Source organism: Ferruginibacter profundus (genome assembly GCF_054783275.1).
Genome location: NZ_BAAGQW010000003.1, coordinates 22009 through 48848, shown reverse-complemented (window position 1 = coordinate 48848; position 26840 = coordinate 22009). Strand labels below are relative to the sequence as shown.

General features: G+C 39.0%; 31 protein-coding genes. 4 read left to right on the top strand and 27 right to left on the bottom strand.

Annotation, left to right across the window (positions count from 1 at the left end):
- Positions 1-54: 54 nt before the first annotated feature.
- Positions 55-348, top strand: coding sequence for an Rdx family protein (locus tag ACYVM0_RS20025; protein ID WP_460559996.1), 294 nt, complete (start codon positions 55-57; stop codon positions 346-348).
- Positions 349-433: 85 nt separating this feature from the next.
- Positions 434-1018 carry a molybdenum cofactor guanylyltransferase gene (locus tag ACYVM0_RS20020; RefSeq protein ID WP_460559994.1) on the top strand — a complete coding sequence of 195 codons (585 nt, stop codon included), beginning with the start codon at positions 434-436 and terminating at the stop codon, positions 1016-1018.
- Here the strand turns inward: ACYVM0_RS20020 and ACYVM0_RS20015 are convergent.
- The 7 genes from ACYVM0_RS20015 to nirB all read right to left on the bottom strand — a co-directional run bounded on the left by ACYVM0_RS20015 (position 1013) and on the right by nirB (position 13477).
- Entirely contained in the window at positions 1013-2485 is a 1473-nt protein-coding gene (locus tag ACYVM0_RS20015; RefSeq protein WP_460559992.1) for a rubredoxin, read from the bottom strand. The two genes, ACYVM0_RS20020 and ACYVM0_RS20015, sit on opposite strands and share 6 nt — an antisense overlap.
- Before the next feature lie 74 nt (positions 2486-2559).
- Complete coding sequence (locus ACYVM0_RS20010) at positions 2560-3492, bottom strand: nitrate reductase associated protein (protein ID WP_460559990.1); 933 nt, start codon at positions 3490-3492, stop codon at positions 2560-2562.
- A gap of 151 nt (positions 3493-3643) precedes the next feature.
- Entirely contained in the window at positions 3644-7207 is a 3564-nt protein-coding gene (locus ACYVM0_RS20005) for a molybdopterin-dependent oxidoreductase (RefSeq protein ID WP_460559988.1), read from the bottom strand.
- Between the two features lie 159 nt (positions 7208-7366).
- Positions 7367-8734 carry an MFS transporter gene (locus ACYVM0_RS20000; RefSeq protein ID WP_460559986.1) on the bottom strand — a complete coding sequence of 456 codons (1368 nt, stop codon included), beginning with the start codon at positions 8732-8734 and terminating at the stop codon, positions 7367-7369.
- Between the two features lie 42 nt (positions 8735-8776).
- Positions 8777-10312 (bottom strand): alginate export family protein, encoded by a 1536-nt coding sequence (locus ACYVM0_RS19995; RefSeq protein WP_460559984.1) that lies wholly within the window; start codon positions 10310-10312, stop codon positions 8777-8779.
- Positions 10313-10500: 188 nt separating this feature from the next.
- Complete coding sequence (gene nirD, locus ACYVM0_RS19990) at positions 10501-10848, bottom strand: nitrite reductase (NAD(P)H) small subunit family protein (protein WP_460559982.1); 348 nt, start codon at positions 10846-10848, stop codon at positions 10501-10503.
- A 127-nt stretch (positions 10849-10975) separates the two neighbouring features.
- Positions 10976-13477, bottom strand: coding sequence for a nitrite reductase large subunit (gene nirB / locus ACYVM0_RS19985; protein ID WP_460559980.1), 2502 nt, complete (start codon positions 13475-13477; stop codon positions 10976-10978).
- Positions 13478-13753: 276 nt separating this feature from the next.
- Here nirB and ACYVM0_RS19980 point away from each other — a divergent pair, with 276 nt between their 5' ends.
- Positions 13754-14446 (top strand): Crp/Fnr family transcriptional regulator, encoded by a 693-nt coding sequence (locus ACYVM0_RS19980; protein WP_460559978.1) that lies wholly within the window; start codon positions 13754-13756, stop codon positions 14444-14446.
- A gap of 95 nt (positions 14447-14541) precedes the next feature.
- On the opposite strand, the gene ACYVM0_RS19975 is transcribed toward ACYVM0_RS19980, so the two are convergent.
- The 13 genes from ACYVM0_RS19975 to ACYVM0_RS19915 all read right to left on the bottom strand — a co-directional run bounded on the left by ACYVM0_RS19975 (position 14542) and on the right by ACYVM0_RS19915 (position 21457).
- The gene (locus ACYVM0_RS19975; RefSeq protein WP_460559976.1) at positions 14542-14982 is read right to left on the bottom strand and encodes a VOC family protein; all 441 of its coding nucleotides are present in this window, start codon (positions 14980-14982) and stop codon (positions 14542-14544) included.
- A 12-nt stretch (positions 14983-14994) separates the two neighbouring features.
- Positions 14995-15891: an SRPBCC domain-containing protein gene (locus tag ACYVM0_RS19970; RefSeq protein WP_460559974.1), complete on the bottom strand. Its 897-nt coding sequence runs from the start codon at positions 15889-15891 to the stop codon at positions 14995-14997.
- A gap of 21 nt (positions 15892-15912) precedes the next feature.
- Positions 15913-16374 (bottom strand): SRPBCC family protein, encoded by a 462-nt coding sequence (locus ACYVM0_RS19965; RefSeq protein ID WP_460559972.1) that lies wholly within the window; start codon positions 16372-16374, stop codon positions 15913-15915.
- 31 nt (positions 16375-16405) lie between these two features.
- A complete protein-coding gene (locus tag ACYVM0_RS19960; RefSeq protein WP_460559970.1) occupies positions 16406-16852 on the bottom strand; it encodes an SRPBCC family protein in 447 nt (148 codons plus the stop codon).
- A 10-nt stretch (positions 16853-16862) separates the two neighbouring features.
- Entirely contained in the window at positions 16863-17219 is a 357-nt protein-coding gene (locus ACYVM0_RS19955) for an ArsR/SmtB family transcription factor (RefSeq protein ID WP_460559968.1), read from the bottom strand.
- A gap of 139 nt (positions 17220-17358) precedes the next feature.
- A complete protein-coding gene (locus ACYVM0_RS19950; protein WP_460559966.1) occupies positions 17359-18138 on the bottom strand; it encodes a DUF1801 domain-containing protein in 780 nt (259 codons plus the stop codon).
- A gap of 25 nt (positions 18139-18163) precedes the next feature.
- A complete protein-coding gene (locus ACYVM0_RS19945) occupies positions 18164-19015 on the bottom strand; it encodes a VOC family protein (RefSeq protein ID WP_460559965.1) in 852 nt (283 codons plus the stop codon).
- Positions 19016-19167: 152 nt separating this feature from the next.
- Complete coding sequence (locus ACYVM0_RS19940) at positions 19168-19704, bottom strand: SRPBCC family protein (protein ID WP_460559964.1); 537 nt, start codon at positions 19702-19704, stop codon at positions 19168-19170.
- A gap of 38 nt (positions 19705-19742) precedes the next feature.
- Positions 19743-19946, bottom strand: coding sequence for a DUF4287 domain-containing protein (locus ACYVM0_RS19935; RefSeq protein ID WP_460559963.1), 204 nt, complete (start codon positions 19944-19946; stop codon positions 19743-19745).
- Between the two features lie 20 nt (positions 19947-19966).
- Positions 19967-20338, bottom strand: coding sequence for a DoxX family protein (locus ACYVM0_RS19930; RefSeq protein ID WP_460559962.1), 372 nt, complete (start codon positions 20336-20338; stop codon positions 19967-19969).
- 49 nt (positions 20339-20387) lie between these two features.
- Positions 20388-20804, bottom strand: a complete 417-nt coding sequence (locus ACYVM0_RS19925) for a VOC family protein (protein WP_460559961.1) — start codon at positions 20802-20804, stop codon at positions 20388-20390.
- Between the two features lie 25 nt (positions 20805-20829).
- The gene (locus ACYVM0_RS19920; RefSeq protein ID WP_460559959.1) at positions 20830-21048 is read right to left on the bottom strand and encodes a hypothetical protein; all 219 of its coding nucleotides are present in this window, start codon (positions 21046-21048) and stop codon (positions 20830-20832) included.
- Positions 21041-21457, bottom strand: coding sequence for a hypothetical protein (locus tag ACYVM0_RS19915; RefSeq protein ID WP_460559958.1), 417 nt, complete (start codon positions 21455-21457; stop codon positions 21041-21043). The genes ACYVM0_RS19920 and ACYVM0_RS19915 overlap by 8 nt, the downstream gene beginning before the upstream one ends.
- 145 nt (positions 21458-21602) lie before the next feature.
- Between ACYVM0_RS19915 and ACYVM0_RS19910 the strand changes: the two genes are divergently transcribed.
- The gene (locus ACYVM0_RS19910; protein ID WP_460559957.1) at positions 21603-22589 is read left to right on the top strand and encodes a GlxA family transcriptional regulator; all 987 of its coding nucleotides are present in this window, start codon (positions 21603-21605) and stop codon (positions 22587-22589) included.
- A 61-nt stretch (positions 22590-22650) separates the two neighbouring features.
- Here ACYVM0_RS19910 and ACYVM0_RS19905 read toward each other — a convergent pair whose 3' ends face one another.
- The 7 genes from ACYVM0_RS19905 to ACYVM0_RS19875 form a co-directional block, all read right to left on the bottom strand.
- Entirely contained in the window at positions 22651-23004 is a 354-nt protein-coding gene (locus tag ACYVM0_RS19905) for an ORF6N domain-containing protein (protein ID WP_460559956.1), read from the bottom strand.
- Positions 23005-23211: 207 nt separating this feature from the next.
- Entirely contained in the window at positions 23212-23526 is a 315-nt protein-coding gene (locus tag ACYVM0_RS19900) for an HPF/RaiA family ribosome-associated protein (RefSeq protein WP_460559955.1), read from the bottom strand.
- A 484-nt stretch (positions 23527-24010) separates the two neighbouring features.
- The gene (locus tag ACYVM0_RS19895; protein ID WP_460559954.1) at positions 24011-24478 is read right to left on the bottom strand and encodes an SMI1/KNR4 family protein; all 468 of its coding nucleotides are present in this window, start codon (positions 24476-24478) and stop codon (positions 24011-24013) included.
- Positions 24479-24482: 4 nt separating this feature from the next.
- A complete protein-coding gene (locus ACYVM0_RS19890; RefSeq protein ID WP_460559953.1) occupies positions 24483-24929 on the bottom strand; it encodes a hypothetical protein in 447 nt (148 codons plus the stop codon).
- Positions 24930-25031: 102 nt separating this feature from the next.
- Positions 25032-25181, bottom strand: coding sequence for a hypothetical protein (locus tag ACYVM0_RS19885; protein WP_460559952.1), 150 nt, complete (start codon positions 25179-25181; stop codon positions 25032-25034).
- A gap of 40 nt (positions 25182-25221) precedes the next feature.
- Positions 25222-25884, bottom strand: a complete 663-nt coding sequence (locus ACYVM0_RS19880; RefSeq protein WP_460559951.1) for a hypothetical protein — start codon at positions 25882-25884, stop codon at positions 25222-25224.
- 66 nt (positions 25885-25950) lie between these two features.
- On the bottom strand, positions 25951-26772 hold the full coding sequence (locus tag ACYVM0_RS19875) for a hypothetical protein (RefSeq protein ID WP_460559949.1): 822 nt from the start codon (positions 26770-26772) through the stop codon (positions 25951-25953).
- Positions 26773-26840: the final 68 nt, after the last annotated feature.

The following is a 26840-nucleotide window of genomic DNA, read 5'->3' as shown; positions in this document are numbered from 1 at the left end:
TTTATCCTTTCTGATTGGGATAGTTTGTTGTATTTTTATCTTCAAAGCACTGAAATGAAACCAATCATCACCATTGAGTATTGTCCCAAATGCCACTGGCTTTTACGTGCGGCCTATATGGCGCAGGAAATTTTAACCACTTTTGCTGATGAAGTGGGCGCTGTTACACTGCAACCCAGCGAAGTGAACGGCCGCTTCACCATCCGCATTGCGGATACAAAAGTTTTCGACAGGAAAGAATATGGTGGTTTTGCTGAAATAAAAGAGATCAAACAAATCATCAGGGATGTGGTGGCACCCGGTAAAAGCCTTGGGCATACTGATACGCCTGCGCATCATCAAAGCTGAAAACGGCATCGGGAGTAGCAGTTATTACCGAAGACTGCTTCCCGGTAACCACATTCAGGATTACTAACTCCAAATTACTTACTACATGCTGGGCCTTGTACTTTGCGGCGGACAAAGCTCCCGGATGGGAAGCGATAAAGGGCTTTTAATACATGAAGCTAAAACCTGGGCACAAACGGCCGTGGAAAAACTAAGTGTATTGAATTTGCCGATAAGGCTTTCGGTAAACGAACAGCAACAAAGCGAATATGCCAAAGTATTTAAACCTGAATTGCTGATCGCAGATGATACCAGCCTCGATGTAAGAGGGCCGCTGTTGGGTGTATTATCGGCACATATTCAAAATAACAGCAAAGACCTGTTTGTATTAGCCTGCGACCTGCCATTGATGGACCCCCACCTGCTCAAAGAACTATTTTCATTATACCAGCAGAGTAAAAAATATGATGTGTATATTTTTACCAATGATAAGCAACCCGAACCCCTGTGTGGTATCTACACAGCCAAGGCGTTGAAAAAAATAATGGCGTTACATAAACAAAACAAACTGATTAAACACAGCATGAAATTTATTTTAAGCCAGCTGATCGTTTGTGAAATTGCAGCGCATGAATCACAAAAGATCTGTTTCCGCAATTTTAATGCCCATGCAGATATCAACGGTTTATAATCCCAATGCCGATTTTTTTATTTTCCTGAAACTTTCTTTTCCTGCTTCGCAAACGGGGCATTCGTAGCCGGTTGATAGATTTTCAAAAGCCGTACCAGCCGGAATTGCATTGGCAGGATCGCCAATTGTAGGATCATATACTGATTGACAGCTGCTGCATTGATAAACATATGCCTCCGTTTTTTTTTCAGCGGCCTGTTTTGCCGGTGCTACTGCTGTTTTTTTTGTAATGCCTGCACGGTAATTATAATACTTCAATACACTTCTGCGTAACTGCTCCGGCAATACAATTTTTGGATTACCACTACTGAAAATTTCTTCTGTTCTTTCATTGGGATTAAAATCCTTGGCACATAAAATATCATACACTTTTAATAATTTAATACCCAGGAAATCTACCAGGTATCTTTTTCTTACAAGAATGCTACTGAATATTTCGCTTTTCTTTCTTGTTTTAATACCAATACAAATACCAAACGTACGGGTATCGTCAATACTTAAATTTTTAACTAAATAATTTTTAAGCGCCAGCCCTTCTTCACAATTATCCTCTACCTGGAAATTTAATTCGTTGGCGGCATGGCGCATGTTGATCTGGAATTTTTCTAACAGTAAATTCCAGCGGGCTTTATCTTTTTCTTCAATGCCCTTTATCATGATGGTCTTCCATGCGGTGCAACATATCTGTCCCAGCTTAGTATCTGAACATAACTGGCAAATGCTTTTTAAGAAATCAATGCTGAACATTTCATCCCTCCTGTAAATACCCAGCCAGTATTTATTGTCGTAGCGGTTAAGCCCTTCGTAATAAGGCAGATTAAATTGCGGCAGGTCCGCTTTTTTTTCTGCCGGTTTAATACTTAAATTTTCAGTGGCTAATGCAGCAAATAATTTGTTGCCATCAGCCTGAGCATTGTCAATATACGCTGCTGCATCGGCTTTTATAATTTCTTCAATGGCTCTGGTAACTTTTGGAATATCGTTGGTGTAACACAGTTGATCCCATTCATAGATAATATTTGTTTTGGGAAAACGGATGATCAAATGCCAGTAATGCTGTGCTGTTGCCGATGCCACCCAATTGATATTACCGGTAAGCATTGGTGTAAAACTCTGGTTGGCATCGCAGATATTTACTTTTAAAGTGGGCGTATAGTCGATAGCATCAAAAATATCTTTATACACCCCTTCGCTGAGCCAGGTATTGCGGATAAAAACTTCTTCGGCAGGGAAGGAGCTGATAATGTTAGGAAAATTACTGCTGTTGATCTCAAAAGGAATATCTAATTTTTCCAGTTCTTCTGAAAAAAGCGGGATACTATAGCTTTCCAGGTCTACCAATAGTTGTTGCCGTAAACCAAAGCGAACATAGAGCACTTTAATTTTTTGTGCAGCAAGAAGAATGTTATACAAATCTCCGGGAGAAATAATTCCCCCACGAAAGTTGATGAAGACTGTGTTTGCCATATGGTGAATGATGAATGGTGAATAGTAAATGGTGAAATGAGAATAGTGAAGGTAAAAAATTCACCATTCATATTTCACAATCCAAACTCTTTTATTGCTTTTGGAAAATTTTTATTTTCATGTCCTGGTCTGCACAGTTTTAATAAGGTAAAACGTTGCAGGTTGGTAAGGCTGCTCCATTTTTCCGGGGTGATGATTAGCTCAAACTCTTTTGCTTTTTCTGCAAGCATCTCCGGAATATTTTCCAGGTTGGCCCAGCCAGGATTGGTATCGATCGCTAATGCTGTTGCTTTATTGCCGGTATATTTTTCTACTAATTGAGAGAGGTAATGATTATACCATTTTGCTTCTTCATCAGTAGCGGCAGGCATTACTGCCAATTGTATTCTTTCGGCTCTTGTAAACTTACTCCATTCTGAAAGTTTTAATTTGATACCAGCCGCATCCATTTTAAAACGAACGATCATTGGAATGCAGCGTACATTTTCCTCCACAAAATCTTCTTCAAAATCAAAATATTCAATACCTTCCAGTGTCCTGAATTCTGAAGCTGTCAATTCTTTTTTCATACATACACTTTCTTCCAATCCCTCGTATTGATCGTAATTGGGTATAACCTGGTAACCTGATTTTTTATATAAGGTAGTGGCCGGAATGAAATGAATGCTGGTTTCCAATATCGCATATTTAAAACCATCTTCCATAGCCCAGTTTTCCAATTCGGTTAAAACCAGTTTTGATAAACCTTTGCCCCGCTGTTCTTTTACAACAAACATTCTTTTTATTTCTACCGTATCAGCATTATATTTTTTAAAACAGCCGCCTGCTGCAGGTTGGTCATGTATATATACCACCACAACGGTGTTAAGGTCCGGCACTTTATTATACTGATCATATTGCGCCTGGTCTTCCTGTAATTCATTCCATAGCTCATGATCCAGTTGTTGGATGAGCCACTGAAAATTACTGTCGTTAGAAGTTGTTCTTTTAATTATTGGTTGTTCCATAACTGCTGAATAGAATCTGCCCCGGGCAAATTATTTTTTTGCACGGATTACATAGATTTTTTAATCCAATTCCGTCTTACTTTCTTTCCGGCTATTTACTTCCTTGTATTTTTAAAAATCTGTGTAATCTGTGGCTGTTTTTGCTCAAATTCTAAGTTACTAAAATCCCGTCTTCTTTTTTAATAACATTTACCTGGCTGTCTAAGATGGCTTTTACCTCGGGCCTGCAACTGCCGCAACCCATACCTGCGCCGGTAAGCTGGCAGAGTTGCAGGTGATCTTTACAGCCTTCTTTTATTTTATTGACCAGGTTTCCTTCGCCAACATTATTGCAACTGCAAACCAGTTTGCCAATTACGGGCTCAGCAGTTTTGCCGCTGCGTAATAACTGCAAACGTTTTTCACTCAGCTCCAGTTTGTTTTCTATGAGGTTACGGTATTCTAAAAATTCACTTTTATCGCCAATTAAAATAGCCCCTACTAATTTATCATTGTGAACGATACATTTTTTATAATAGCGTTTGGCCTTATCAATAAAAACAATTTCTTCGTAGGTAGGATCATTATTAGGAATCTCTGCAAGGCCCAGCGAACACAGATCAGTACCGTGCATTTTTAAAATATTCATCAGTAAACTTCCGCTGTAATATTTTGAAATGTCGCCACATAAAAAGCGGGCCACAATTTCTGCCTGTTGTTCGGCTGCAGCAGTAATACCATATAAAAATCCTTTGAACTCTGCAATTTCTCCGATAGCGAAAATATCTTTTTCATTAGTGCGTAAATATTCATCCACTATCACACCTCTTTTACAATCGATGTTTGCAGCTTTTGCCACTTCAATATTGGGTACCGTGCCAATGGCAATCACCAATGCCTGGCAATTGATATGCAGGCCACTTTTTAAGCGTACGCCTGAAATATTTTTTTCTCCTGAAAAACGATCGATCTCATCGTTGTAAAAAATTTCAATGCCCTTGCTTACTAATTCTTCATGAAGTAGTTGACTGCCTAACGGGTCCAGTTGCCTGTCCATTAAACGGGAGATGCGTTGAATGATGGTAACTTTTACACCCACTTCAGTTAGTGATGCGGCTAATTCAATACCTAACAAACCGCCGCCTACAATAATGACTTTGCCGTTAGCAGGATCAACATGGTTTTTGAAATTATCGGCATCGTTACGGCTACGCATAGTAAAAATGCCATGGAGCGATGGAATATCCTTCAGCATAAAAGCACGGCTGCCGGTAGCAAGCAACAGCACATCATAAAAATGTGTTACACCTTTACTGTCCGTTACACTTTTATTTTCTTTATCAATTGTTTCAATACTAACACCACGGTGTAGTTTTATGCGATGATCCATTTCTTCATCATCACTCATCTTAATTAAATTATGCCAGGGCAATACACCGCTGATATAATCGGGGAGCAATACCCTGTTGTAAAAAGGAAAATCTTCTTTGCTGAATACTTCAATATCATCTTCGGTATTTAATGCACGATAACTTTTTACAAAACCACATGCGCCTGCGCCTGCACCCACAACAATAATTTTTTGTTTTGCTTTTTTATACAATGAAACCTGCACTGCACTAAATTTAAAATCGGGCTCTTTACTTTTTGGATCAACCAGGTTATTAGTGAGATTATTTGCCCTGTTTAGATCGCTGTTTAAAATTTTGCCCCAATGCATGGGTAAAAAGACCACACCGGGTTTTATGTCTTCAGAAAATTTTGCTTTAACACGAACGTTGCCACGATGATTAAATATTTCAATGATATCGTTGTCCTTTATTTTTCTTTTTGCGGCGTCTGCAGGATGAATTTCTAAAAAGGCTTCGCTGATATGCTGGTTAAGTTTATTTACTTTTCCTGTTTTACTCATGGTATGCCACTGGTCACGTATGCGGCCGGTGGTGAGTATCAGCGGATGTTCGGGTGTGAGGGCTTCCGAATTATTTTCATCACTGAAGGATTGGATGTTGGCTTTTTTATCGGGTGTAAAGAATTTGTGATCGGTAAATAATCTTGGTGTACCATAAAACTGTTCCTTACTATCAACTGTCAACGCCGAAATATTGACTTTTCGATAAGGCCATTGTACCGCTCTTTTTACTTTTAAAATCTCATAGCTTAATCCGCTGATATCAATATTGGTACCTTCTGTTAAGGCAGCATGTTCCGCATATATCTCCGAAAAATTTTCATATGCAAAACCATCATAGCCCATTTTATTGGCAAATCGGCAAATGATCTCTGCATCGGGTAATGCTTCGCCCGGAGCAGCAACAATTTTATTCAGGTAAGAAATGTAGCGTCCTGCATTTGTCATCGTACCTTCTTTCTCCGTCCATGAAGCGGCAGGTAATACCACATCGGCGTATTGTAATGTTTCCACTTTATTACTGATATCCTGCACCACAACAAATCTGGCTTTTTTTAAGCCGGCTTCTGCCACACGTACATCAGGCAGACTGGTCAATGGATTGGTGCATAAGATCCAGATGGCTTTCAGTGAACCATCGTTTAATGCATCAAACATTTCGGTGGCACTCAATCCTGGTTTGGGTTGAATAGTACCTAATGGGATCTGCCAGAATTTTTCAACTTCATTGCGGTGCACTTCATTGCTGAGGTCACGATGGGCCGGTAATAAATTACTCAGTCCACCCACTTCTCTGCCACCCATGGCATTTGGCTGGCCTGTTAATGAAAACGGCCCTGCGCCTGGTTTTCCAATTTGCCCGGTGATAAGATTTAAATTGATGAGGGATAAATTTTTATTGGTGCCCACTACGCTTTGATTCAATCCCATCGTCCACATGGTAATAAATCCTTTGGCATTACCAATGTATAGTGCTGTTAAGCGAATATCATTTTCACTCACACCGCAAATGGTCGCTGCTTCTTCAATGGTTCTTTCAAAAACAGTTTCCCTGTATTTTGCAAAGCCATTGGTATTATCATTAATAAAGTCGAAATCAATTTTTCCTTCTTCAATCAAACATCTGCCAATAGCATGATGCAATGTTATATCTGTACCCGGATTTAATTGCAGGTGCACATTAGCCAAAGAGCAGGTTTGTGTTTTACGTGGATCACTAACAATTATTTTCAGCTCAGGATTTTTTTCTCTTGCTGCTTCCACTCTTCTCCATAAAATGGGATGGCACCAGGCAGGGTTAGCCCCGGCAACAAAAATCACATCACACAATTCAAGGTCATCATAGCTTACAGGAACACTATCTTCTCCCAGGCTCATTTTATAACCCACCACTGCACTGCTCATACACAAACGGCTGTTGGTATCAATATTGTTACTGCCAATAAAACCTTTGATCAATTTATTGACCACATAATATTCTTCTGTTAAACATTGGCCGCTGGCATAAAAAGCCACGCTATCCGGCCCGTATTTATCAATGAAAGTTTTGAATACGGCGGCTGTTCTTTCCAAAGCCACATCCCAGCTTACTCTCTGGCGGGGCATGTTTTTATTGTACCGCATTTCTGGATATAGTAACCTGTCGCTTTTATCATTAACGGTATGGTGCAGGTTCATGCCTTTACTGCAAAGCATGCCTTTATTTACCGGGTGATTTTTATCTCCTTCCACGGTAATGCGGTTGTGATCGTCTTTGTTTACTACTATACCACAACCCACACCACAGTAACAGCAGGTAGTGGTATTACCTGCTGTGCTGTTCATTGGCGATATGTTTTTTTGTTCTTTCAATGGTTACTTTTTTTCGGAATACAGAACTTAAGCTTCGAGCTGTAAGCTCCAAGGGGAGTAGTTACTTGGGACAGGCACAATCTCTCTAACAGTATTATTCTCCCTTGCAGCTCTTCCCCTTGCAGCTCTTTACTAACTAACTGCCGGTACCACACTTAAATCTTTTACATCTGATTTTTTTTGTGCTGTAACCGTTCTGAAAATAAATACGGCCACGCCAATACCTAAAATGATATAACCCAATAAAGTAAATGCTGCGGTATAATCAATCAGGTCTTTTGTTTTAGTTACGCCATTTTCAATCACTTCTTTTGTTGCATGCGTTGCTTTGGCTTTAAACATAAAGGCAATCAGCATGGCGCCGATATTTCCGCCTGCACCAACAATGCCTGCCACGCTGCCCACTGCCATCGGGCTTACAAACGGTACCAGGCTGTACGTAGCGCCATTAGCCATTTTAAGGCTGAGGCCAAAAAAGAACATCATAAAAATAGCCATACCAATATTGCCTGATTTTGCAAACCAAACCAAGCCGATACCTTCCAGCAATAATAAAATGGCCAGCAACATTGATTTACCATCAAAGCCCCATACTTTACCAATTTTGTCTGCCACAATACCCCCCATCGGGCGGGCAAAAATATTTATCCAGCCAAAAATACCGGCGCACATACCTGCAATGGCTAATGACGCACCAAACGAATCGGTAAAAAATATCGGTGCAAAATTGTCTACGGTAATTTCCACGCCAAAACATGCGGCATAGGCAATGGTTAATATCCAGGTACGGTAATCTTTAATGGCAATAAGAAATGTATTTTTTTTAGTGTCTGTCTTATAACCGGTTTCGTTGTAATTGCCTTCCGGGGCATCTTTAGTAAAACGGTAATATAAAACTGCACAAACCAGTAGCATAACGCCAGGGAAGATCATTGCATAACGCCAGCTATCTTCTTTGGTACAAAAACCCAGGCCAACAAAGCCGGATGCTATCATGGGCATAAAGAAATTTGCAGCCCCACCGCCTGCATTACCAAAACCACCTGCTGTGGCATTGGCAGTACCTTTTACATTGGGGGCAAACATTACAGATGTATGAAATTGTGTGATTACAAATGAAGCGCCAATAACACCAATGGCTAACCGAAATAGTAAGAACGAAGTATAGGAATGACTGGTGCCAATGAATAACACCGGGATGGCGCATAATACCAATAGCCAGGTGTACACAATTCTTGGCCCGTATTTATCCACCAACCTGCCGATTAATAAACGGGCAATAATGGTTGCCGACACAGAAGCGATCTGGATATTGCCGATCTGGTCTTTGGTAAGATGCAATTGTTCCTTTGCAATTTTCATCAGGGGCGCCATGCCAAACCAGGCAAAAAAGCAAAAGAAAAAGGTGAGCCAGGTTACATGGAATGTTTTCATCTGCACACCTTTTAAAGAAAAGATGTTGAGTTTTGGAAGTGGTTGGTTATTTATAGTGGTTGACATAATTAATTATTTTAAGGTTGCTCTGATTAAGATGCCGTTATTTTATTTAAATAGAAATTCTGGTTTGATACTGATCATTACATAACTCCATAAGCCGGTTAGTTTTGAAGTGCCGGGTGTTATCCCTTTTGCATACTCCATACTTTTGGCAGCAGCCATACTGCAAAAACCAAACTCAACCATAGTGATCTTATTTAAATTGTAATTAGTGACCAGGTCAAACTCACTGCCCAGATATTTATCAATAGCATTGCCATTAACATCTTTCATGTCTTTTGCCAGCGAGAAATAATGATAATCCAGACCGGCACCGAATCTTTTATTTTTACTGCCGTATTTAATTTTAAAGAACAGATCACTTAATCCTCCTGTTGGCGAACCGGTGCCTACATAGAAATAATCCATATAACCCCAGAATTTATGTGGCGTGCCATATAAAGGATCGAACCGGTGATTGGTAGTGGATGAAGAGAAGGCATCGTTACCACTTACATAGTCCCACCCCGCCGTATAGGTAAATTTCTTTTTGGTAAATGCAAGCGCAAGGGTAGAAGTGTAAGCACTTAGGCTGGCACCATCTTTATCTTTTCCTGCCTGGTAATATGCGCCTGCGGTTACTGCCAATGATTTTGTTTTATTCAGCAGGCTGTTAACCAATACGCCTGTTGTAATGCGGCTGTTCACCCCTTTCTGATTAAACCTTCTGCCATACACATAACCATTGCCGTTGCTGGTAGAAGTTAATACAGAGTCTACAACATATTTTCCAAAATGATCGGCCAGGAATAAGGCGCTTACTTTAGTATTTGTAAAAGTTTTTGCGACATATAAATATTGTAATGCTTTATAGTTTTGATTCATGCCATTGGTAGAGGGGGCATTTACAAAAGCGGGGTTACCGGTTTTGCTGCTGATACCTGTACCGTTCATTAAAGGAATTAATCCTGCAGGTGTAGCTACTAAAAAGCCCTTGCTGTCTTTTACTGCGGTGGAAATATTTGCAGGCGTATAATAGGTGCCGTTATAATTAAAAGCATCGCTGTTTTGATTGAATGCAAAACCTGCATCTGATTGCAGTCCCTTATTCAGTAATTTAAATACCACAGCATCGTGGCGGCGGGCCTGTTGCAGCCAATCTAAATTACCCAGTAAACGTACATCGTCATAAACCAGTTCCTGCCTGCCTAATTTTACTGCAAAATATTCTACGGCTGATTTTTTAAAAGATGTATCTTTTTTATTGGCCAATACAATTTCTGCCCAGGCCTCATGTATGCCCAGCCTGCTGCCATCTGCATTACTGATGGTAGCCGCATCCTGTCCCCACACTCTTACATCCTGTACAGAAGTTTGTAAAATAACCCTGTTGGTTTTGTAATTAAAGGTCAGCCGGCTTCTTTGCGAAGTGAAAAAAGCCGCCTCATTGGTAGCCGTTTTTAAAGTGCCTGCTCCATCACGGTATTCTGTACGGGTTCTTACCTGGCCGCTTACTGTAAGCTGCCCGTAACACGTATAGAGCGATAAAACCGCAAGAACCAGCAGCGAAATGCTTTTTAATCCTTTCGTTTTTTTCTTCATAATTTTGTTTTGGTTTTAAATTGTTTGCAATTTGAGATCTTTGCCCCGGTCTGAGCTTCCAATTCGTTCCGGGGCTTTTTCTTTTATGGCTTGCAGAGGATGTTGCTGGTTTTACTTTGTGTTTGCCATAACTTGTTTTTAATGATGAACAATGTTGTTTCGGTCATGATTCATACAGCATAATATTTTTATTCTACCCCGATATATACTTTTGCGCCTTCTACTTTTACAGGATAGGTTTTAATGGCACATTCATCCCCATTTAAACATTCGCCTGTTTTTAAAGAGAAAGTTTTTTTGTGAAACGGGCAGGCTACTTTTGGCTCTTCACCCAGGGTGCCAATCATGCCCCGGCTTAAGGCCATTTGCATGCGGTGCGGACATTCGTTCTGCGTAGCATACCATTCGTTTCTTCTGCTGAAATGAAATAAGGCAATTTGTTTGTCGTTGTATTTTACACATACACCTCCATTAAGAGGAACATCCTGAACATTGCAGGCATAAAACCAGGCTGTTGTTGTTGCTTCTGCTATCATTTTTTATTTGTTTAGAAGTTTAGGCGTTTAGAAGTTTAGGTGTTTAGAGTTTAGAAAGTTTGGAAGTTTAGGTAGTTGAGTTTGGTATAGGCTAAACCCCTAAACGCTAAACTTCTAAACCAGTTAACTATTTCCAGTCCTTTGCTTTTACCTGTTCTCTCATTACTTCAAATTTTACTGTAGGGTCTTTTTCTTCCGGTGCATTTACAAAGTGTGTAAAACGTTTGCGTAATTCCGGTGTTTCAATGGCGGCTTTCCATTCGCATTCGTAGGTGCTTACATGATTTGCCATGTCCGCTTCCCATTGTGCATTCATGCCTAAAGCATCGTCGATCACTACTGTTTTTAAATAGGCAATGCCACCTTCCATTTTATTCAACCATGTAGCCGTACGTGTAAGCGGATCGGCTGTTTTTACATAGAACATTAAAAAACGATCGAGGTATTTAATGCAGGTGTCCGCATCAATATCACTGGCTAATAATAAAGCATGCTGCGGTTTGCTGCCACCATTGCCACACACATAAAGGTTCCAGCCTTTTTCTGTTGCAATGATGCCAAAATCCTTACTCTGTGCTTCGGCACATTCTCTAATACAACCGCTGACACCGCCTTTCAATTTGTGTGGGGAACGTAAGCCGCGGTATCTTTCTTCTACCTTAATAGCAAAACTAACGCTGTCGTGTAACCCAAAACGGCACCAGGTGCTGCCCACGCAACTTTTTACGGTGCGTAAACTTTTTCCGTAAGCATGGCCGCTTTCAAAACCGGCATCAATCAGTTCTTCCCAGATGTTGGGTAGGTCAGATAAATGTGCGCCAAACAGATCTATACGCTGGCCACCGGTAATTTTGGTGTAGAGGTTATATTTTTTTGCTACCTGTCCTATTACAATTAATTTATCCGGTGTAATTTCTCCACCGGGGATACGGGGCACAACAGAATATGTACCGCCTTTTTGAATATTGGCCAGGAAACGATCGTTGCTGTCCTGTGCGGTATCATTTCCTTTCTTTAAAATAATTTCATTCCATAAACTTGCCAGTATAGAAGCAACCGGGGGTTTACATAATTCACAACCATCGCCTTTACCAAACATATTCAGTACTTCGTCGTAGGTTTTTAGTTGGTTTATTTTTATAAGGTCAAATAATTCCTGGCGGCTGTAATTAAAATGTTCGCATAATACATTGTGTACAATTTTTCCGTTGGCCTTCATCGTGTGTGTTACCAGGTCTTTTATCATTGGTACACAACCACCGCAACCCGTACCCGCTTTGGTACATTTTTTTATGGCATCAACCGATTCGCAACCGGCTTCAGTAACACTATTGCATATCATGCCTTTGGTCACTGCTTCGCAGCTGCAGATCAATGCATCATCAGGTAAGCCTGTAATACCTGTACCGGCAGCTTCTTCGCCACCACGGCTTCCTAAGATCACATCTTCAGGATTGGGAGGGAGCACCACTTTATTTTTTACTGTTTGCAATAGCATATTATATTGTTCGGCATCACCTACCAATATGCCACCCAGCAATGTTTTGCCATCAGCACTGATATTGATTCTTTTATAAACTCCTTTGTTGGTATCGTTGATGGCAACAGAAGTAATGCCTTCTCCATTGGCAAACGGATCGCCAAAGCTGGCTACATCTACACCAATCAGTTTTAATTTGGTGCTCATGTCGTAAGGCGTAAAATGTTTTTCGCCATTGGTTAAATTAGTTGCAACCACATCAGCCATTTCATAACCGGGTGCCACCAGGCCATAGATCATGCCTTCAAACAAAGCACATTCGCCAATGGCATAAATATTTTCATCACTGGTTTGTAATTTTTCATTTACTACAATACCCCCTCTTTGTCCAACGGTTAAACCACTTAATTTAGCCAGCTCATCCCTGGGTTTAATACCTGCAGAGATCACCAGCATGTCTACATCAATTGTACTGTCGTTGGCAAACTGCATCCCTGTTATGGCATCATCACCTAAAATTTGTGAGGTGTTGGTATTGGTAAGAATTTTTAAGCCCAGCGTTTCTAATTTTGATTTTAATACATTGCTGCCTGCTTCATCAATCTGCCGGGGCATCAGGCGTGGGGCAAATTCAATTACAGAAGTATCGGTAACCCCAAGGTCGATCATTGCTTTGGCAGCTTCTAAACCTAGCAGCCCTCCACCAATAACAGCGCCTTTTTTTGCTTTCTTTGCCCAGGCGGTCATCATTTCCAGGTCTTCAATTGTTCTGTATATAAATACACCGTTTTTTTCGGTACCGGGAATAGGGGGCACAAAAGCAGACGAGCCGGTGGCTAAAACCAGTACATCATAAGGAACGGTAAGCCCTTTATGAGAGTCTACGGTCTTTTCAGTTCTGTTGATCTGTGCAATGGGGTCGCCAAGATGAAGGGTAATATTGTTTTCGGCATACCAGGTGGCCGGCGCCATCGTTAAATCTTCGGCAGATTTACCGGCAAAGTATTCGCTCAGGTGAACCCTGTCGTAAGCCGGACGAATCTCTTCACCAAAAACAGTGATGTTAAATTGATGGGGACTGGCTTTGGCAATCAGTTTTTCGCAAAACTTATACCCAACCATGCCGTTGCCGATAATCAGTATATTCATGCTGCAATTTTTAAGGTGTGTTAAAAAGCAGCAAACAATCGTATTATAATAATATATATCTAATTTATTTTGTTATAATCTGTTTCAAAAATTAATTAAAATATATCTTATATCATAAAAATAAGGATAAAAATGACAAAAACAAATATCTTTGTATTAATAAATTACATAGAATTAATAATAATATAAAGAAAAAATGCACCACTGATGAATGTAAAATGCTGACTGTAAATATTTTATTTATAAATTTGGGTGCTGCTGGTAAAAAAATATAAAATGATATTAAAAAAACATAAATGTGATTTAAAGAGTTGCTCGCTCTGTTTGTCTTGCAGCAAAGAGTGGTTACCGGCAATTGATGCTAACCGAAAAGTATTTCATGTAAAAAAAGGGGAATTGTTATTTAAGGAAGGGGATGAGGTAAAAGGCATGTTTTTTATTCATTCCGGATTGGTGAAAGTGCACAAGCGCTGGGATGAGGAGAAGGAGATGATATTGCGTTTTGCCAATAAGGGCGCTATTGTAGGCCATCGTGGCTTAGGCAGCGACACTATTTATCCTGTTTCGGCAACTGCATTGGCCGGTACCGAAGTTTGTTTTGTAGATATGGATTTTTTTACGGCCACTTTAAAAGTAAATCCTGATTATATGTACGAGCTGCTGATGTTTTTTGCAGCAGAATTAAAAGAATCGGAAAAGCGCATGCGTAACCTGGCGCATATGAGTACCAAGGGCAGGATCGCTTATGCATTGGCATCGCTGCACGGGAAATTTGGCACTGACGGTGATGGTTACCTGAATATTGTTTTATCACGGCAAGACCTGGCTTCCTATACTGGCACCACTTACGAAACCTTATTTAAAATGATGAACGAATTTTCTGCAGAGGATATATTACAGTTTGCAGAAAAGAAAATCAGGATAGCTGATCTTAAAAAACTGGTGATGGTTTACGAGGATCAGCAATAAAGAGAAGTCAACTTTTTAAAAGTTGACTTCTCTGCGTCATTCTCTTTGCTTTAAGCTCCATTATGTAGGGTGTCTGACGGTCCCCTTCCTGACACCTAATCCTTTGCAAGGCAATTAAACATCCACTGCACACCATATTTATCTGTACAGCTGCCAAAATATGCACCCCAGAACATATCCTGTAAATCCATACTAACGGTGCCGCCTGACGATAATGCAGCAAATAATTTTTTGGTTTCTGCTTTAGTATCCGGTTCCAGGCTGATATAAATATTGTTGCCAAAATTTACTTTAAAACCCATTTGCTCCGGTGCATCTGTACCCATCAGTACATGCCCGCCGGTGATAGGTAACTCTACATGCATCACCAGGTTTTTTAAATCGTCACTCATAGGCGGCATACCGTCCATTGGTGGAGCTTCTCCCATACGCCTGATACCGGGTGCAACAAACTCTCCGCCAAATACCGATTTGTAAAAGTTAAATGCTTCCTCTGTTTGGGTAGCAAAATTTAAATACGTGCATACTCTTGCCATGATCTTTGGTTTTTATTGTTCTACAAATTGTTTTAAAGATGTACCGGTGATATAGGTCCAGCCTTCTGCAAAATTTGCTTTTGCAAAAGCATTGCTGTTTGTTGCCGGGAAAGTTTCCAGGCCGGCATGCGTTAATTTTAATTTTGTTTTTTCGCCTTCGGCAGATAATTCAAATGTAACAAAAGAGTTGCCTTCATAACCTTTGTACCGCCAGCTGTACGTTAATTTTTTTTCTTTGATCACTTCCGTCACTTTACAGAGGTGTACATAATTTTCTCCCTCTTTACCCTGGCCAACAAAACTAAATTCAAAACCCACTTCGGGTTTAAAACCGGCGATATCAAAATACCATTTTTTCATTTCGGCATTATCTGTAAGTGCCTGCCATACTTTAGCCACCGGGGCATTGTACATTCTTTCTATTATAAATGGCTGGCTGTGTAATGCGGTTACAAATTCATCAAGGCGGCCGATATGTTGTTGCCCGCCTTCAATAGCGCCGTACTCTTTATTCAATCTTTCCAATTCTGCGGCTGATTCAAAAACAGAATGCATGATAAGGTTGGTTTTATTACCAAGATTTTCAAATGTTACTGTTACATGAAAACTTACCGGTTCGGTATCATCATCTCCGGAATGTTTATATACTAATCTTTCAGGAGGGGTAACTTCTAAAAAAATAATCCTGTTAGGGTAATCTCTTCCGTCAGGGCCATGCATCATAAAGCGCCAGTCGCCACCTGGCTTTACCGTCATGCCTTTATCGGTAGTGGTAAAACCGGTTGGTCCCCACCATTTAATAATATGTTCCGGTTTTGTCCATACCTCCCACACCAATGCTGCAGGGGCGTTTAATATTCTTGAGATGGTGAGCTCATTGCCTTTGATCTCTGTTATAGTATTGGCCATAAAAATTAATTAAAAAATTGGTTATTGTATTTGCCCGGCAAGATAATTTTCCAGCTTATCTATATTTTGTTTCAATCCCTCATCAGCTTTAAATGTTTTTACCACTTGTATAAATTGTTCTTTACTTTCAAAAAGCATGTGCCAGGTAAGCATGGTTTTATTATCCTGCTCTTCAAATGTAATAGTGGCTGTAAATTTTGGGGCGCTTACATGCTCGTAAACAATTTTCTCCGGTTTTATAATTTCTGTAAAAACACTTTTGTTTTTGTAGTCAGTGCCATCAGGGCCATGCATTACCAGGTCCCATACGCCACCGGCTTTTACATCCATGGTAAAAATAGTGTTGGTGAAACCGTTAGGTCCCCACCAGTTTTTAATATGGTCAGGGTTGGTCCATACTTCCCAAACCAATGCTCTTGGTGCATTAAGCAAGCGGGTGAGTTTAAGTTCACGTTCGGAAGTGTCGTTACTTTGCGTTGCCATTTTTTTATTTTTAAGTTGATAAATTATTGAGTTAACCGGTAATTGCATTTTTTGCCAGCACTGCTTCAAGCCGGTCAAAATTCTGTTCATTGGCTGCTCGTACATAAGGTTTTACCCGGGCACATTCTTCTGCAGATTCAAAAAGCATGTGAAAAATAATTTTTGTTTTATTTTCTTCCTCATCAAAACCAGCGGTTACTTTAAACCGGTGCACAGTTTCGATATGATTGAATACGATCAGTTCGGGCGGTACAATATTTTCAAAAATATTTTTGTTGGGATAGTCTGTTCCATCGGGCCCGTGCATGGTAAACAGCCAGGTGCCGCCGGGCATAAATTCAAATTGATGAAAGCTGTTGGTAAAACCTTCGGGACCCCACCAGCATTGTAGTATTTCCGGATCTTGCCAGGCTTTAAAAACTATTTCCCTGGGGGCGTCAATAACCCTGGTGGAAACTATGGTGCAATCGTCTTTCATGGCCGTAGATTTATTTTCGTTTACCTGTTTTTTTAGTTTTCAGTGGCGGCGATTTCTTTTTTTGAAGATCCTCCAAATATGATTCCAGAGAATCCAGTTTGGCACTCCAGAACTGTTTGTATTGCTCCACCCAATCGGATACTTCATTAAGTTTGGCCAGTTTAGCTTCGCAATATCTTTCACGCCCCTGTTGCTTTATAACTACCAGGCCGCATTCGGTTAATATTTTAATATGCTTTGAAATAGCGGGGCGGCTGATATCAAATTTATCAGCTACTGCATTCAAGTTTAATTGCTGCCCGGCAATCATATTGATGATCTGCCTCCGGGTAGGATCAGCGATGGCCTGGAATACGTCTCTTCTCATTATAGGATAATTTAATTAGGTAACCATTCGGTTACAAATATATATGTAACAATTCGGTTACGCAAATTTTTCAACAATTTTTTTTGAGAAAAAAGAGAGTGGTAAAAAAAAGCGCCCTGTTCAGGAGCGCTTTAACCAGCTATTTTGTATTGATCATTTTCACCAGCTCTTTAATGATACGGGTGAGTTCGGTTTTATTTTTTTCAGCATCGGCCTTATCTTTAAAATATACCAGCCGCCTGTCTTTGTAATTACCCTGTAGTAAATCACTTTTTACTTTTACTATAGCAGGGTGATGAAAGACCAGTAACAGTTTATTGGTTTTATAGGGGCCGAAGGTGAGTATATCTTCTTTGTAATAATAACTCGGTGCATTCCATTTTATTCTTTCGGCAAGTTTTGCAGAAGAGGCTTTGATCATTTTTCTAACGGCTTCTATTTCTTTTTTTGCAGCAGGCGCCAGTTTATTGATCCAGTCTTTTACCTGTTCTTCATCAGAAAGTTTTGCATTTTTTATTTTAGCTGCAACTTCTTTTACGGGTTTTTTCTCCGTTAGTTTTGCTGTGTTTTGCGCTACCCTGAATTGTACGATCCGTGTAATTAATGGTAAGGGTAGTGGTTTATCAAGCGGAAATTGTACTGATCCTTTGCCGCTTTTGTATACCGCCAGTTCTTTTTTAAATGCTTCATGGCCTGTGGGTGCGGCATAAAAGCCAATATGATTTTTATAACCGGCAAAATATACCAGCATGCCATTTAATTTATAGGCCGGCATTTTATAGCTGATCACTTCTGCTGCTTTTGGCGCAGCAGCTTTTATAGTTTTGCGCAATTGCTGCAAAGCAGCCTGTACATCTTTCGGAAATTGTTTGATATATGCATCAACATTTTCCGGTGCTGCGGTTTTTGTTATTGCCATAACAACAGGTTTTAAAAATAAAAAATTATTCTGCCGCCTTTTCCAATGCAGCAATATCAAACTTTTTCATTTGCATAAATGCCTGCATTACTTTACCGGCTTTTGCAGGATCACTCATTAATTTACCCAGCACTGCTGGTATAATTTGCCATGATACACCAAAGGGGTCTTTCAGCCAGCCGCACATACTTTCTTTTCCTCCATCGGCGGTAAGCGTATTCCAGTAATAGTCTATCTCCTGCTGGTCCTTACATTCCACTACAAATGAAATGGCTTCATTAAAAGCAAAGTTATGATTGCCAAAACCATCCATTGCCATAAATACTTTACCATCTATAATAAACTGCGAATGTTTTACTTTACCGGCCTGCTCAGCACCTTCATTTTCCTGGTATAATAAAATACCATTGATGGAAGATGCAGGAAACACTTTGGTGTAATATTTTACAGCGGCTTCGGCCCTGCCATAGTTGTTGCCCACAAATAAAAAAGTGGGGGTTATTTTCTGGTTTACATCACTGTACTTTCCTTTCATGATCTGCCAGGCGAGGCCAAATTTATCCTGGCAAAAACCATATTTTTCACTCCAGTCGTATTTGTTAAGTGCCATCATTACCATGCCGCCATCAGTTAGTTTTTCCCATAGCATGTTGATCTCTTCGTCCGACTCACTGATCACCATAAACGAAATGGAAGGATTGGATTTAAACATCGGGCCTCCGTTTAAGCCCATAAACTTTTGTCCGTTCAATTGAAAATTTACTACCATTGGCGTATCAGCGGTAATTTTTGAGTCGGGGAAAAGGCCGCAATAAAATTCAGCGGCAGCTTTGGCATTGCCATCGTACCAGATGCAGGGATGAATATTGTTGTTCATGTTATATGTTTTAGTGTTAAATTTTTATTACGATTCTGTTTTTTGCCACTAATGCCACGATTTTTACGAAATAGAAAATCCGATTGGTGTAAATTAGTGTTGTTGGTGGCAAACATTATGCACTACGTGACATCTGAAAGCAACTCTGCAATTTATTGCCTTTCAATATTGTTTTTCATGTTCACCAGGTTTTGCTGCATATCTTTTCCTACTAACTTATCCATAAATACATTCATCACGTTCAGCGGGAATTTTTGTTTACCCGTAAATACATTGCTTACTTTGGTTTGTGTAGCTGAAAGAGCGGTTACATCAGTGTGTGCATAATTGGTTGCTTCAAAAGGTTTCCTGAACCTGATCTCCACATCCATACTCTCCCCTTCACTTATTTTAATGATCTCCTGCGCACCAATACCCACATTCTTATCTGCACTTGTCCACGAAGAAATAAAGCCAACAGTGCCATCAGTACCTGTATATACAATTTTTATATTGGGGTCCTTCATTACCCATACACTATATTTTTCCTGGTTCTTTATTAATTTAAGATAATTGAATACCTCATCTTTAGGTTTATCAATAATGACCTGTTTTTCTAACCTGAAATCTTTTTTTGTTATTAAAGCAACCAGTAAGAATAATACAATAATAGCACCAATTGCATAAAGGATGTACAATAGAATAGTCATGATGTTTTTTTTAGGTTGTTAAAGGGGCAGTAAGGTACTTATTCTTTCTTGCCTTTAAAAGTTGCATAAATAGCCATTGCATGCCCGTGCCCCAGATCAAAATCTTTTTTCAGCCAGGCCACAATTTCTCCGGCTTTAACACCTTCTGTAAGCAAACCTTTTTTTGTGGCCAGTTTTTTAAAGTCCTCAGGCGTTTTGCCTGTCTTGGCTTTTATATTATCGATATATGCCTGGAATGACATCGTTATAAGTTTAATAGTGATTAATTTTTAGCCGTATTTAATTTATGATAAAATACATAAGACAAAATACCCAATGTAACCGGCAACAGCATGAACGACATTTGCGGATCAAAAGGCATTGCAGACAGCATTGAATATATTGCGCCGATGAGATCAAAAAATAATCCGGCATAGGCCCATTCTTTTATTCTTGGATACCCGGGAATTACAATTGCAATTACGCCCAATGTTTTTGCCACGCCGATAAATACTGTGAAATAATTAGGATATCCCAATTGCTTCATAAAGGTTACCGCCTCTGCAGAAAGCATGATATCGGGTATGGAAGAGAATAACATAAAGGCGCCGAATAGTGCTGTGAATACCCAGTACAGAATTTTTGTCTTTTTCATTTGTAATTTTTATTTTAAATGATAATTAATTTTTTTGTGCCGCTGGTTACTATTGCTGATTTTTATCGTAATGCAATAACCACTGGTTACCAAACTTGTCTGTAAGATCGCCGAATAAAGCGCCCCAGAAAGAAGTTTCTAATGGATGAGTGGGTTCGCCTCCGTCGGATAATTTGGTATAAAAATCCCTGATCTCTTCTTCGCTGCTGCAATTAAGCATTAATGAAACCGCCGTGCCTTTTATTAATCCTTTGTCACCCACCATATCCGATGCCATGATCAATAGTGCACCGTTGGTAAGGGTGGAATGCAAAATACAATCTTTCATTTTTGCAGGCATCTTATCTGCCAGGGGAGAATCGCCTATTGTTTGTAAATTTAATTCTCCGCCAAGCGATTCTTTATAAAATGTCATGGCTTCCCTGCAATTGCCATTGAAAGTTAAGTAAGAATTAATTTGTGTCATTATTTTTTATTTAGCGTATTGTATTTTAATCTTCTGCCAGTACCTCGGCATTACAGCCGGCTTTTTTTAACCAGTCGATAAAGCTATTGTTGATATTGCCATTGCTGCTGACCACACGTAATATCCTGTCGCAATCTTCCAGGTCAAAATTGGCTTTGTAGCAGCTAAAGGCCCGGTGTATTTCTTCTACCAGTTGTTTTGCCTTATCGGCACAGGTAATATCCGTTTTAAAAACCTCAATCATTATCATTTAGTTTCACCAGGCAAATAATATCTTTTTCATTGGGATATATTTCCAGGCAATAGCCATTTTTGTCAAGGCCGGGATGTTGCAATAATTGCTGAAAGGTTTTTCCTACAGCGCTTACATCTTTCATAAAATCTTTTATTACCTGGCTATAGTATGCCCCTTTGCGTATGATGAATATTTCGCAATGCAATTGTTCTGCTTCTCCTGCATAACTTTCTTCTACGGCTGCTTTGTAAGTAATATGACCTGCCTTGCCGGGAAATGAAATGCCGAAAAAATTTCTGTCTTTGGTAGCTGGCAATAAAGCATGTAATGCCTGGTGTGCTTTTAAAACGCCGTCGGGAAAAGATGTGGCAGCAACATAAAATGTTTTGATGTCACTATCTATAAAATATTTTTCCATGAGCTGAGTTTTAATTGCTATACAAACATACAATGCTTAAATAAAACCTGTAATGTGCAAAAACGACAATACAAGGGGTTGATTACGACAGAAGTTTTTTCTACCTTTAGTGAGTTAAAATTGCTCAGACAGATAAATTGAACCAATGAAACATGTATCAATATTAGTACCGGAATCTTCAGTTATTGAAGCCATTGCGGACCCGAGGTATTTGTTTACCGCGGTAAACCAGTTTTTACAATCTACAGGTAAAGCAGCTTTATTTGATGTAAAATTAGTGGCGATAAAACCGGAGGTAAAAATAGAGAACAGTGCGTTTTCTGTTCATGCAGATGTTTTGATGAAAGAGGTAAAAAAAACAGACCTCATTTTTATTCCTGCATTGTCGGGCAATATTAAAAATGCGATAGAGCTGAATAAGGAAATGATTCCATGGATACAGGAACAATATGCCAACGGGGCAGAAGTGGCTTCGCTTTGTTTAGGCGCTTTTTTGCTGGCATCAACAGGATTGTTAAAAGGCAAGCAATGCAGTACACATTGGTTGTTTGCCAATGATTTCAGAAATATGTTTCCGGATGTGGAATTGGTTGATGGCAGTATCATTACCGAAGAGCAGGGGTTGTACAGCAGCGGTGGTGCCAACAGTTACTGGAATTTATTATTGTACCTGGTAGAAAAATATACCAGCCGTGATGTTGCTATACTGGCATCTAAATTTTTTGCTATTGAAATTGACCGTACCAGCCAGAATGCTTTTATGATGTTCCAGGGGCAAAAAGAGCATGAGGATGATGCAATAAAAAAAGCACAGGAGTTTATTGAAGATAATTATTCTGATAAAATTACGGTAGATACATTAGCGGATAAATTTGCTATCGGCCGCAGAAGTTTTGAACGCCGGTTTAAAAAAGCTACCAATAATACCGTGGTGGAATATATGCAGCGTGTAAAAATTGAAGCGGCAAAAAGAAGTTTTGAAAGCAGCCGTAAAAATATCAATGAAGTGATGTTTGATGTGGGCTATACCGATACCAAGGCATTCCGTACCATATTTAAAAAGATCACCGGTTTAACGCCGGTGGAGTACAGGAATAAATATAATAAACAGGCAGAGCCGGAACTGGCTTGATAAGAATGAGTTTATAAAAACCTGCTTTCATTGCGAATCACCGGCTTTAATTTTTATTATGCTATGGCTTAAATTCAATATGTTGCCTCGGTTCCTGCGGAGGATTAAGCAGTTTTTTCAAATAAGAAAATATCAGCTTTATATCTTCATCATGAGCGGTTAATTTATTTTCTACTTTTTGTAATTGTAATAAAATGTCTTTAGGTGCCAGAAGCATTTCTTTCATTTTAGTAAAAATTCTTATGATCTGTATATTTACATCTATTGCCCTTTCGCTGTTTAATATACAAGATAGCATTGTGACACCTTGCTCCGTAAAACAAAAAGGGGCATAACGGAGGCCCTGCAGATCTTCTTTGGAGATCACATTTTGTGACCTCCAATTTTCAAATTCTTTTGCATTCATTTCAAACATAAAGTCACCTGGAAAACGTCGGATATTTCTGCGTACAGCCTGTTTTAATACCTTTTTTCGACCGACTTAATTATAGTAAGATGAAGTAGTATTTACTTTAGTTGCAGAAAATAAATAAATTTTTCGATTGCGAATTTCAAACTTTGCGTTATTGCAAGGGAATGGCATTAATATAACGGGATGACTTAAAATCCGGATAGTGGTGGTTTAATGATTACTCAGCTTGCCCAGTAAACTATTGAGTACTGATTTTAGTTTTTCAATAGCACCGCTAATGGCAAGGTCATGGGTGTTGCCAAGATCCTTTACTGCTATCGGCTGCCGGCCTTCTATCCTGGCTTCTATCATGCAACGTTTATCGTTCTGTCCTTCCTTATTGCCATTCTCATCAGAAAGATGTACTTCCAGGCGGGTGATATTTTCACTGTATCGGTTTAATTCTTTTGATAGCAGGCTGTGCAGTTTAGCATTAAATGATTCATGTACGGTTAAATTCTTGTCGGTGTTTATCTGGATGGTCATAATGTGTGTCGGGTTTAAGATTGTATAGATAAGTAAAATGAGAAAATCAAAGATGAGTTGCTTTTAATGCCGGATTGTTACATAACTTTTTTAAAAACTTACATCATTCACACATTTTGCCGCTGTACATATTTTGAATACATTGATAACAATATTCCAAACTCAATTGAGCAGAAGATAAAAAATAATGCTATGAAGAAACTGCTTAAAAAATTTAACAGTGCGGCAGGGGTGAAAGTATCTTCATAAAAGACAGTAACTACAACGAGCATTTGGGCAAATGCAGGAATGGCCGCAAATAATATTTTATTCCATTGCGATTGAAACATTTTTTTCTTCAACAACCAATCGAAAGATAAAAAAAAGATAAGCAGATGTAAGGGGGCAACAATAAACGGAGAGAACAGCACAGGTATAATGAGGAACATATTAATTGCGGTAACAAAAAGGTAAAGCAAAAGTGACCTGGTTTTCATCAAGTAATTTATTTAATGGTTCGTTTAATTCGTTCCCGCCATGTGTAAAGGCCGTCAAATACGCCTCCTGTAATAAATACTTTTAAAAATTCTGCGAGGTAGTTGGTTAAGGTAACTACATTATTCATCTTATTATAAATAGCATAACTGTTTTTGTCATCGGGCGCAATTGATAAAGTCCACATATCGCTATAAATCATGTATTCTGCAAAATGAAAATCCTGCTTTTTGATCAGGTGCCGGTCGGGTATATTGTCAATTATTTCATACAAAGGAATAATTCTGAACATAAAATCATTTGTTTCAAACCCATTACAAAAGCTATAGAAAATTCTAAAGTCATCAGGGAGTTGTATGTTTTTGATCGTTTCAAAATGCGCTATTTCTTCCGCTGTGGCTTTTTTATTAAGTGTAATATCAAGCCTGTTCTGCTCAGTTTTAATTTGAGTGATGATATCAAGAATATGTGGTACCATATAATTACTGTTGCAGGAAATAAAGAAACACTTCTTCCTTTGAATATTTTTCGGGTTGGGTAGTGGGTTGCAGTTTTTTTGAGATGAGGAAATGATTGGTTGCATAAATGACACCTCCATCCATAAGGAAGCCTGACAAAGCCGGACTTTTTTTATTGGGCTTAAGTGCTAAGATATTGCCGGATCGTATATACCTGCCTTTTTCAACCCAATGCCCCTTGCAGGAATATTCCGTTAAAATATATTGGTTTTTATTTTTCAGTTCAACTTTTGTGCCACCCATATTCAGTTCAACCTGCTGATAATAACTCTTTTTCGAAATACCCGGATGTTCACTTTTATTTCCGGTAGTGCAATGGTTGGGAATGATGTAATCATTTTCTCTTTTAAAAGTATTGCCGTTGATAAATTCCTTTACATTCGGGCCGCAGTGACTATCTTTTAAAATCATGTTTCGTGTTACAGAACTGTCAAACAGAAAGCATATCGTGCTGTCTGTTAATTCGCATTTACCATCCACCACAAGAGAGTAACTTTCATTGTATGGTCTTGCTCATAATTCAACAGTTTTAAAATCCACAATTTTTAATTGCCATTCTTCTTCTTCTGAAAAATAATGGTAGCTTTTGGCAACAGGCAAAGCCTGGCCTGCTGAAGAGCCACAGTACATAAGGAATAATATCGCTGATACAATAAACTTCATAAATTGATGCTGTGGTTATTTGAAGTTTTTACTTTACAATTTAGTCATGACAATCTTTTGCCAGTTTTTCTATTCGTTGCAACGTTGCGGCATCGCAATCAACACAATTCTTTTTCATGGTATTTAAAAAGTCTTTTGTTTGCTGTGCCTGGTCTTTTGGGTTGTTGGTATCAAAGCCACTGTAAGCTATAGCACTTGTCCAGTTGTTATATTTTGTTTTACCGGTATCACTGTCAATAAATGCTAAAAATTCTTTGGGGTATTTTTCTACATAATTTATTGCCGGTGTTCCTACATGTTCTGATAGTGCACCATCTGAGATCTCAATTGTTTTATCCAGGCACCAGCGATAGAAAGGCCGTAATTTTTTATTTGATGTGGTGGCATATTTTAATAATTCATCTGTGGCGCCATTATCAGTTGGCCTGAAATAGCCATAGTAAAATTCAAATGCAATGCTTACACATTCCGGGTCGTTTAAATAATAACTTACAGGCTTGCCCCAGATACTGTCCTTATCCGGATCGTGTGTTAAATTAAAACCGGCATTGTCCTGCCAGTGCTCATCTTTATTATCAGTGATATAAATCGTATCGTGTTTTATGATGGTGTCTTTAAGTCTTGTATCAGCAATGGTATTGGCCGGCTGGTTTTGGCAGCCAATAACAAATAGTAGCAGGAGCAGTGATAGTAAACATTTCAATTTTTGAGCCTTTTTATTTTAAATGAAGTTATAATTAAAATTTATGGCAACAATACCACAATGGTTTTAATTGATGTTGTGCCTAGGTTCTTTTCGTTTCAAATTCACCATCATGGTATCAAGGTCAGCCTCATCATTCATGAAGATGATCCGGATCGTATTGTTCTTAATTTTTGTTACAAGTCCTTTAAAGTCAGTAAACTCTTTTTCTATGCGGTTATTAACGGTATCATTTGGCAGGGCAACATTTTTATTTTCAAGGCCGGATAAACCGTATTGAGTGAACGTTTCCGGAAGGTCGGGTAGCTGCCAGTCCCGGATAGAAAAGGAATACAGTTCCTGCCATTTTTTATTTTTACAGGTTACTATATGCCAGGTATTTAAGTTTGACCAGTCAGCCCAATTGATTACATAAGACACTTCATCCGTTCCGTCTCCATTTAAATCACCTTCATTTTTTAACAAGGAAAGGCCGAGCAATTGGCTGGTTGAAGATATGTTTAATGTATCAATATTTTTATTGTCTGACAAAACGAATGAGATGGGCTCTTTCTTTACCGTTAATGCAACAAGCTGGTCATAGTCGGATAAGCCGTCGTAAAATTTATTGGTTTCTTTGTTATCCACTCCGCTAAAAAAATGTTCAATAAGTTTTTCCTTTTTGCCATCGCCATCAAAATCGCCTGTAATAATAAAACGGTAACCAAAAACAGGTTTAATGTATTTAGGAATTGTCTTCAAGATTTCTTCAGTGGTGTTTTTTGTTTTGCTGCTATCGTATGGGGTGCTTTCTTTTTTTAACACCGCAGGCAATGATTTTTTATCCCGCTGATGACAGGAAAAAAACAACCAGGAAAATATGCATGTTATGGCCAGGTAATGCTTCATGTAATGTATAACAATTCCGACTTTCTTTTTTTACTTATTATCATGCCTGTAATGGGTAACATTTTTTC

Coding starts and splice junctions, on each gene's coding strand:
- ACYVM0_RS20025 (WP_460559996.1), top strand. CDS start 55: ATGAAACCAATCATCACCATTGAGTATTGTCCCAAATGCCACTGGCTT.
- ACYVM0_RS20020 (WP_460559994.1), top strand. CDS start 434: ATGCTGGGCCTTGTACTTTGCGGCGGACAAAGCTCCCGGATGGGAAGC.
- ACYVM0_RS20015 (WP_460559992.1), bottom strand. CDS start 2,485: ATGGCAAACACAGTCTTCATCAACTTTCGTGGGGGAATTATTTCTCCC.
- ACYVM0_RS20010 (WP_460559990.1), bottom strand. CDS start 3,492: ATGGAACAACCAATAATTAAAAGAACAACTTCTAACGACAGTAATTTT.
- ACYVM0_RS20005 (WP_460559988.1), bottom strand. CDS start 7,207: ATGAACAGCACAGCAGGTAATACCACTACCTGCTGTTACTGTGGTGTG.
- ACYVM0_RS20000 (WP_460559986.1), bottom strand. CDS start 8,734: ATGTCAACCACTATAAATAACCAACCACTTCCAAAACTCAACATCTTT.
- ACYVM0_RS19995 (WP_460559984.1), bottom strand. CDS start 10,312: ATGAAGAAAAAAACGAAAGGATTAAAAAGCATTTCGCTGCTGGTTCTT.
- nirD (WP_460559982.1), bottom strand. CDS start 10,848: ATGATAGCAGAAGCAACAACAACAGCCTGGTTTTATGCCTGCAATGTT.
- nirB (WP_460559980.1), bottom strand. CDS start 13,477: ATGAATATACTGATTATCGGCAACGGCATGGTTGGGTATAAGTTTTGC.
- ACYVM0_RS19980 (WP_460559978.1), top strand. CDS start 13,754: ATGATATTAAAAAAACATAAATGTGATTTAAAGAGTTGCTCGCTCTGT.
- ACYVM0_RS19975 (WP_460559976.1), bottom strand. CDS start 14,982: ATGGCAAGAGTATGCACGTATTTAAATTTTGCTACCCAAACAGAGGAA.
- ACYVM0_RS19970 (WP_460559974.1), bottom strand. CDS start 15,891: ATGGCCAATACTATAACAGAGATCAAAGGCAATGAGCTCACCATCTCA.
- ACYVM0_RS19965 (WP_460559972.1), bottom strand. CDS start 16,374: ATGGCAACGCAAAGTAACGACACTTCCGAACGTGAACTTAAACTCACC.
- ACYVM0_RS19960 (WP_460559970.1), bottom strand. CDS start 16,852: ATGAAAGACGATTGCACCATAGTTTCCACCAGGGTTATTGACGCCCCC.
- ACYVM0_RS19955 (WP_460559968.1), bottom strand. CDS start 17,219: ATGAGAAGAGACGTATTCCAGGCCATCGCTGATCCTACCCGGAGGCAG.
- ACYVM0_RS19950 (WP_460559966.1), bottom strand. CDS start 18,138: ATGGCAATAACAAAAACCGCAGCACCGGAAAATGTTGATGCATATATC.
- ACYVM0_RS19945 (WP_460559965.1), bottom strand. CDS start 19,015: ATGAACAACAATATTCATCCCTGCATCTGGTACGATGGCAATGCCAAA.
- ACYVM0_RS19940 (WP_460559964.1), bottom strand. CDS start 19,704: ATGACTATTCTATTGTACATCCTTTATGCAATTGGTGCTATTATTGTA.
- ACYVM0_RS19935 (WP_460559963.1), bottom strand. CDS start 19,946: ATGTCATTCCAGGCATATATCGATAATATAAAAGCCAAGACAGGCAAA.
- ACYVM0_RS19930 (WP_460559962.1), bottom strand. CDS start 20,338: ATGAAAAAGACAAAAATTCTGTACTGGGTATTCACAGCACTATTCGGC.
- ACYVM0_RS19925 (WP_460559961.1), bottom strand. CDS start 20,804: ATGACACAAATTAATTCTTACTTAACTTTCAATGGCAATTGCAGGGAA.
- ACYVM0_RS19920 (WP_460559959.1), bottom strand. CDS start 21,048: ATGATTGAGGTTTTTAAAACGGATATTACCTGTGCCGATAAGGCAAAA.
- ACYVM0_RS19915 (WP_460559958.1), bottom strand. CDS start 21,457: ATGGAAAAATATTTTATAGATAGTGACATCAAAACATTTTATGTTGCT.
- ACYVM0_RS19910 (WP_460559957.1), top strand. CDS start 21,603: ATGAAACATGTATCAATATTAGTACCGGAATCTTCAGTTATTGAAGCC.
- ACYVM0_RS19905 (WP_460559956.1), bottom strand. CDS start 23,004: ATGTTTGAAATGAATGCAAAAGAATTTGAAAATTGGAGGTCACAAAAT.
- ACYVM0_RS19900 (WP_460559955.1), bottom strand. CDS start 23,526: ATGACCATCCAGATAAACACCGACAAGAATTTAACCGTACATGAATCA.
- ACYVM0_RS19895 (WP_460559954.1), bottom strand. CDS start 24,478: ATGGTACCACATATTCTTGATATCATCACTCAAATTAAAACTGAGCAG.
- ACYVM0_RS19890 (WP_460559953.1), bottom strand. CDS start 24,929: ATGATTTTAAAAGATAGTCACTGCGGCCCGAATGTAAAGGAATTTATC.
- ACYVM0_RS19885 (WP_460559952.1), bottom strand. CDS start 25,181: ATGAAGTTTATTGTATCAGCGATATTATTCCTTATGTACTGTGGCTCT.
- ACYVM0_RS19875 (WP_460559949.1), bottom strand. CDS start 26,772: ATGAAGCATTACCTGGCCATAACATGCATATTTTCCTGGTTGTTTTTT.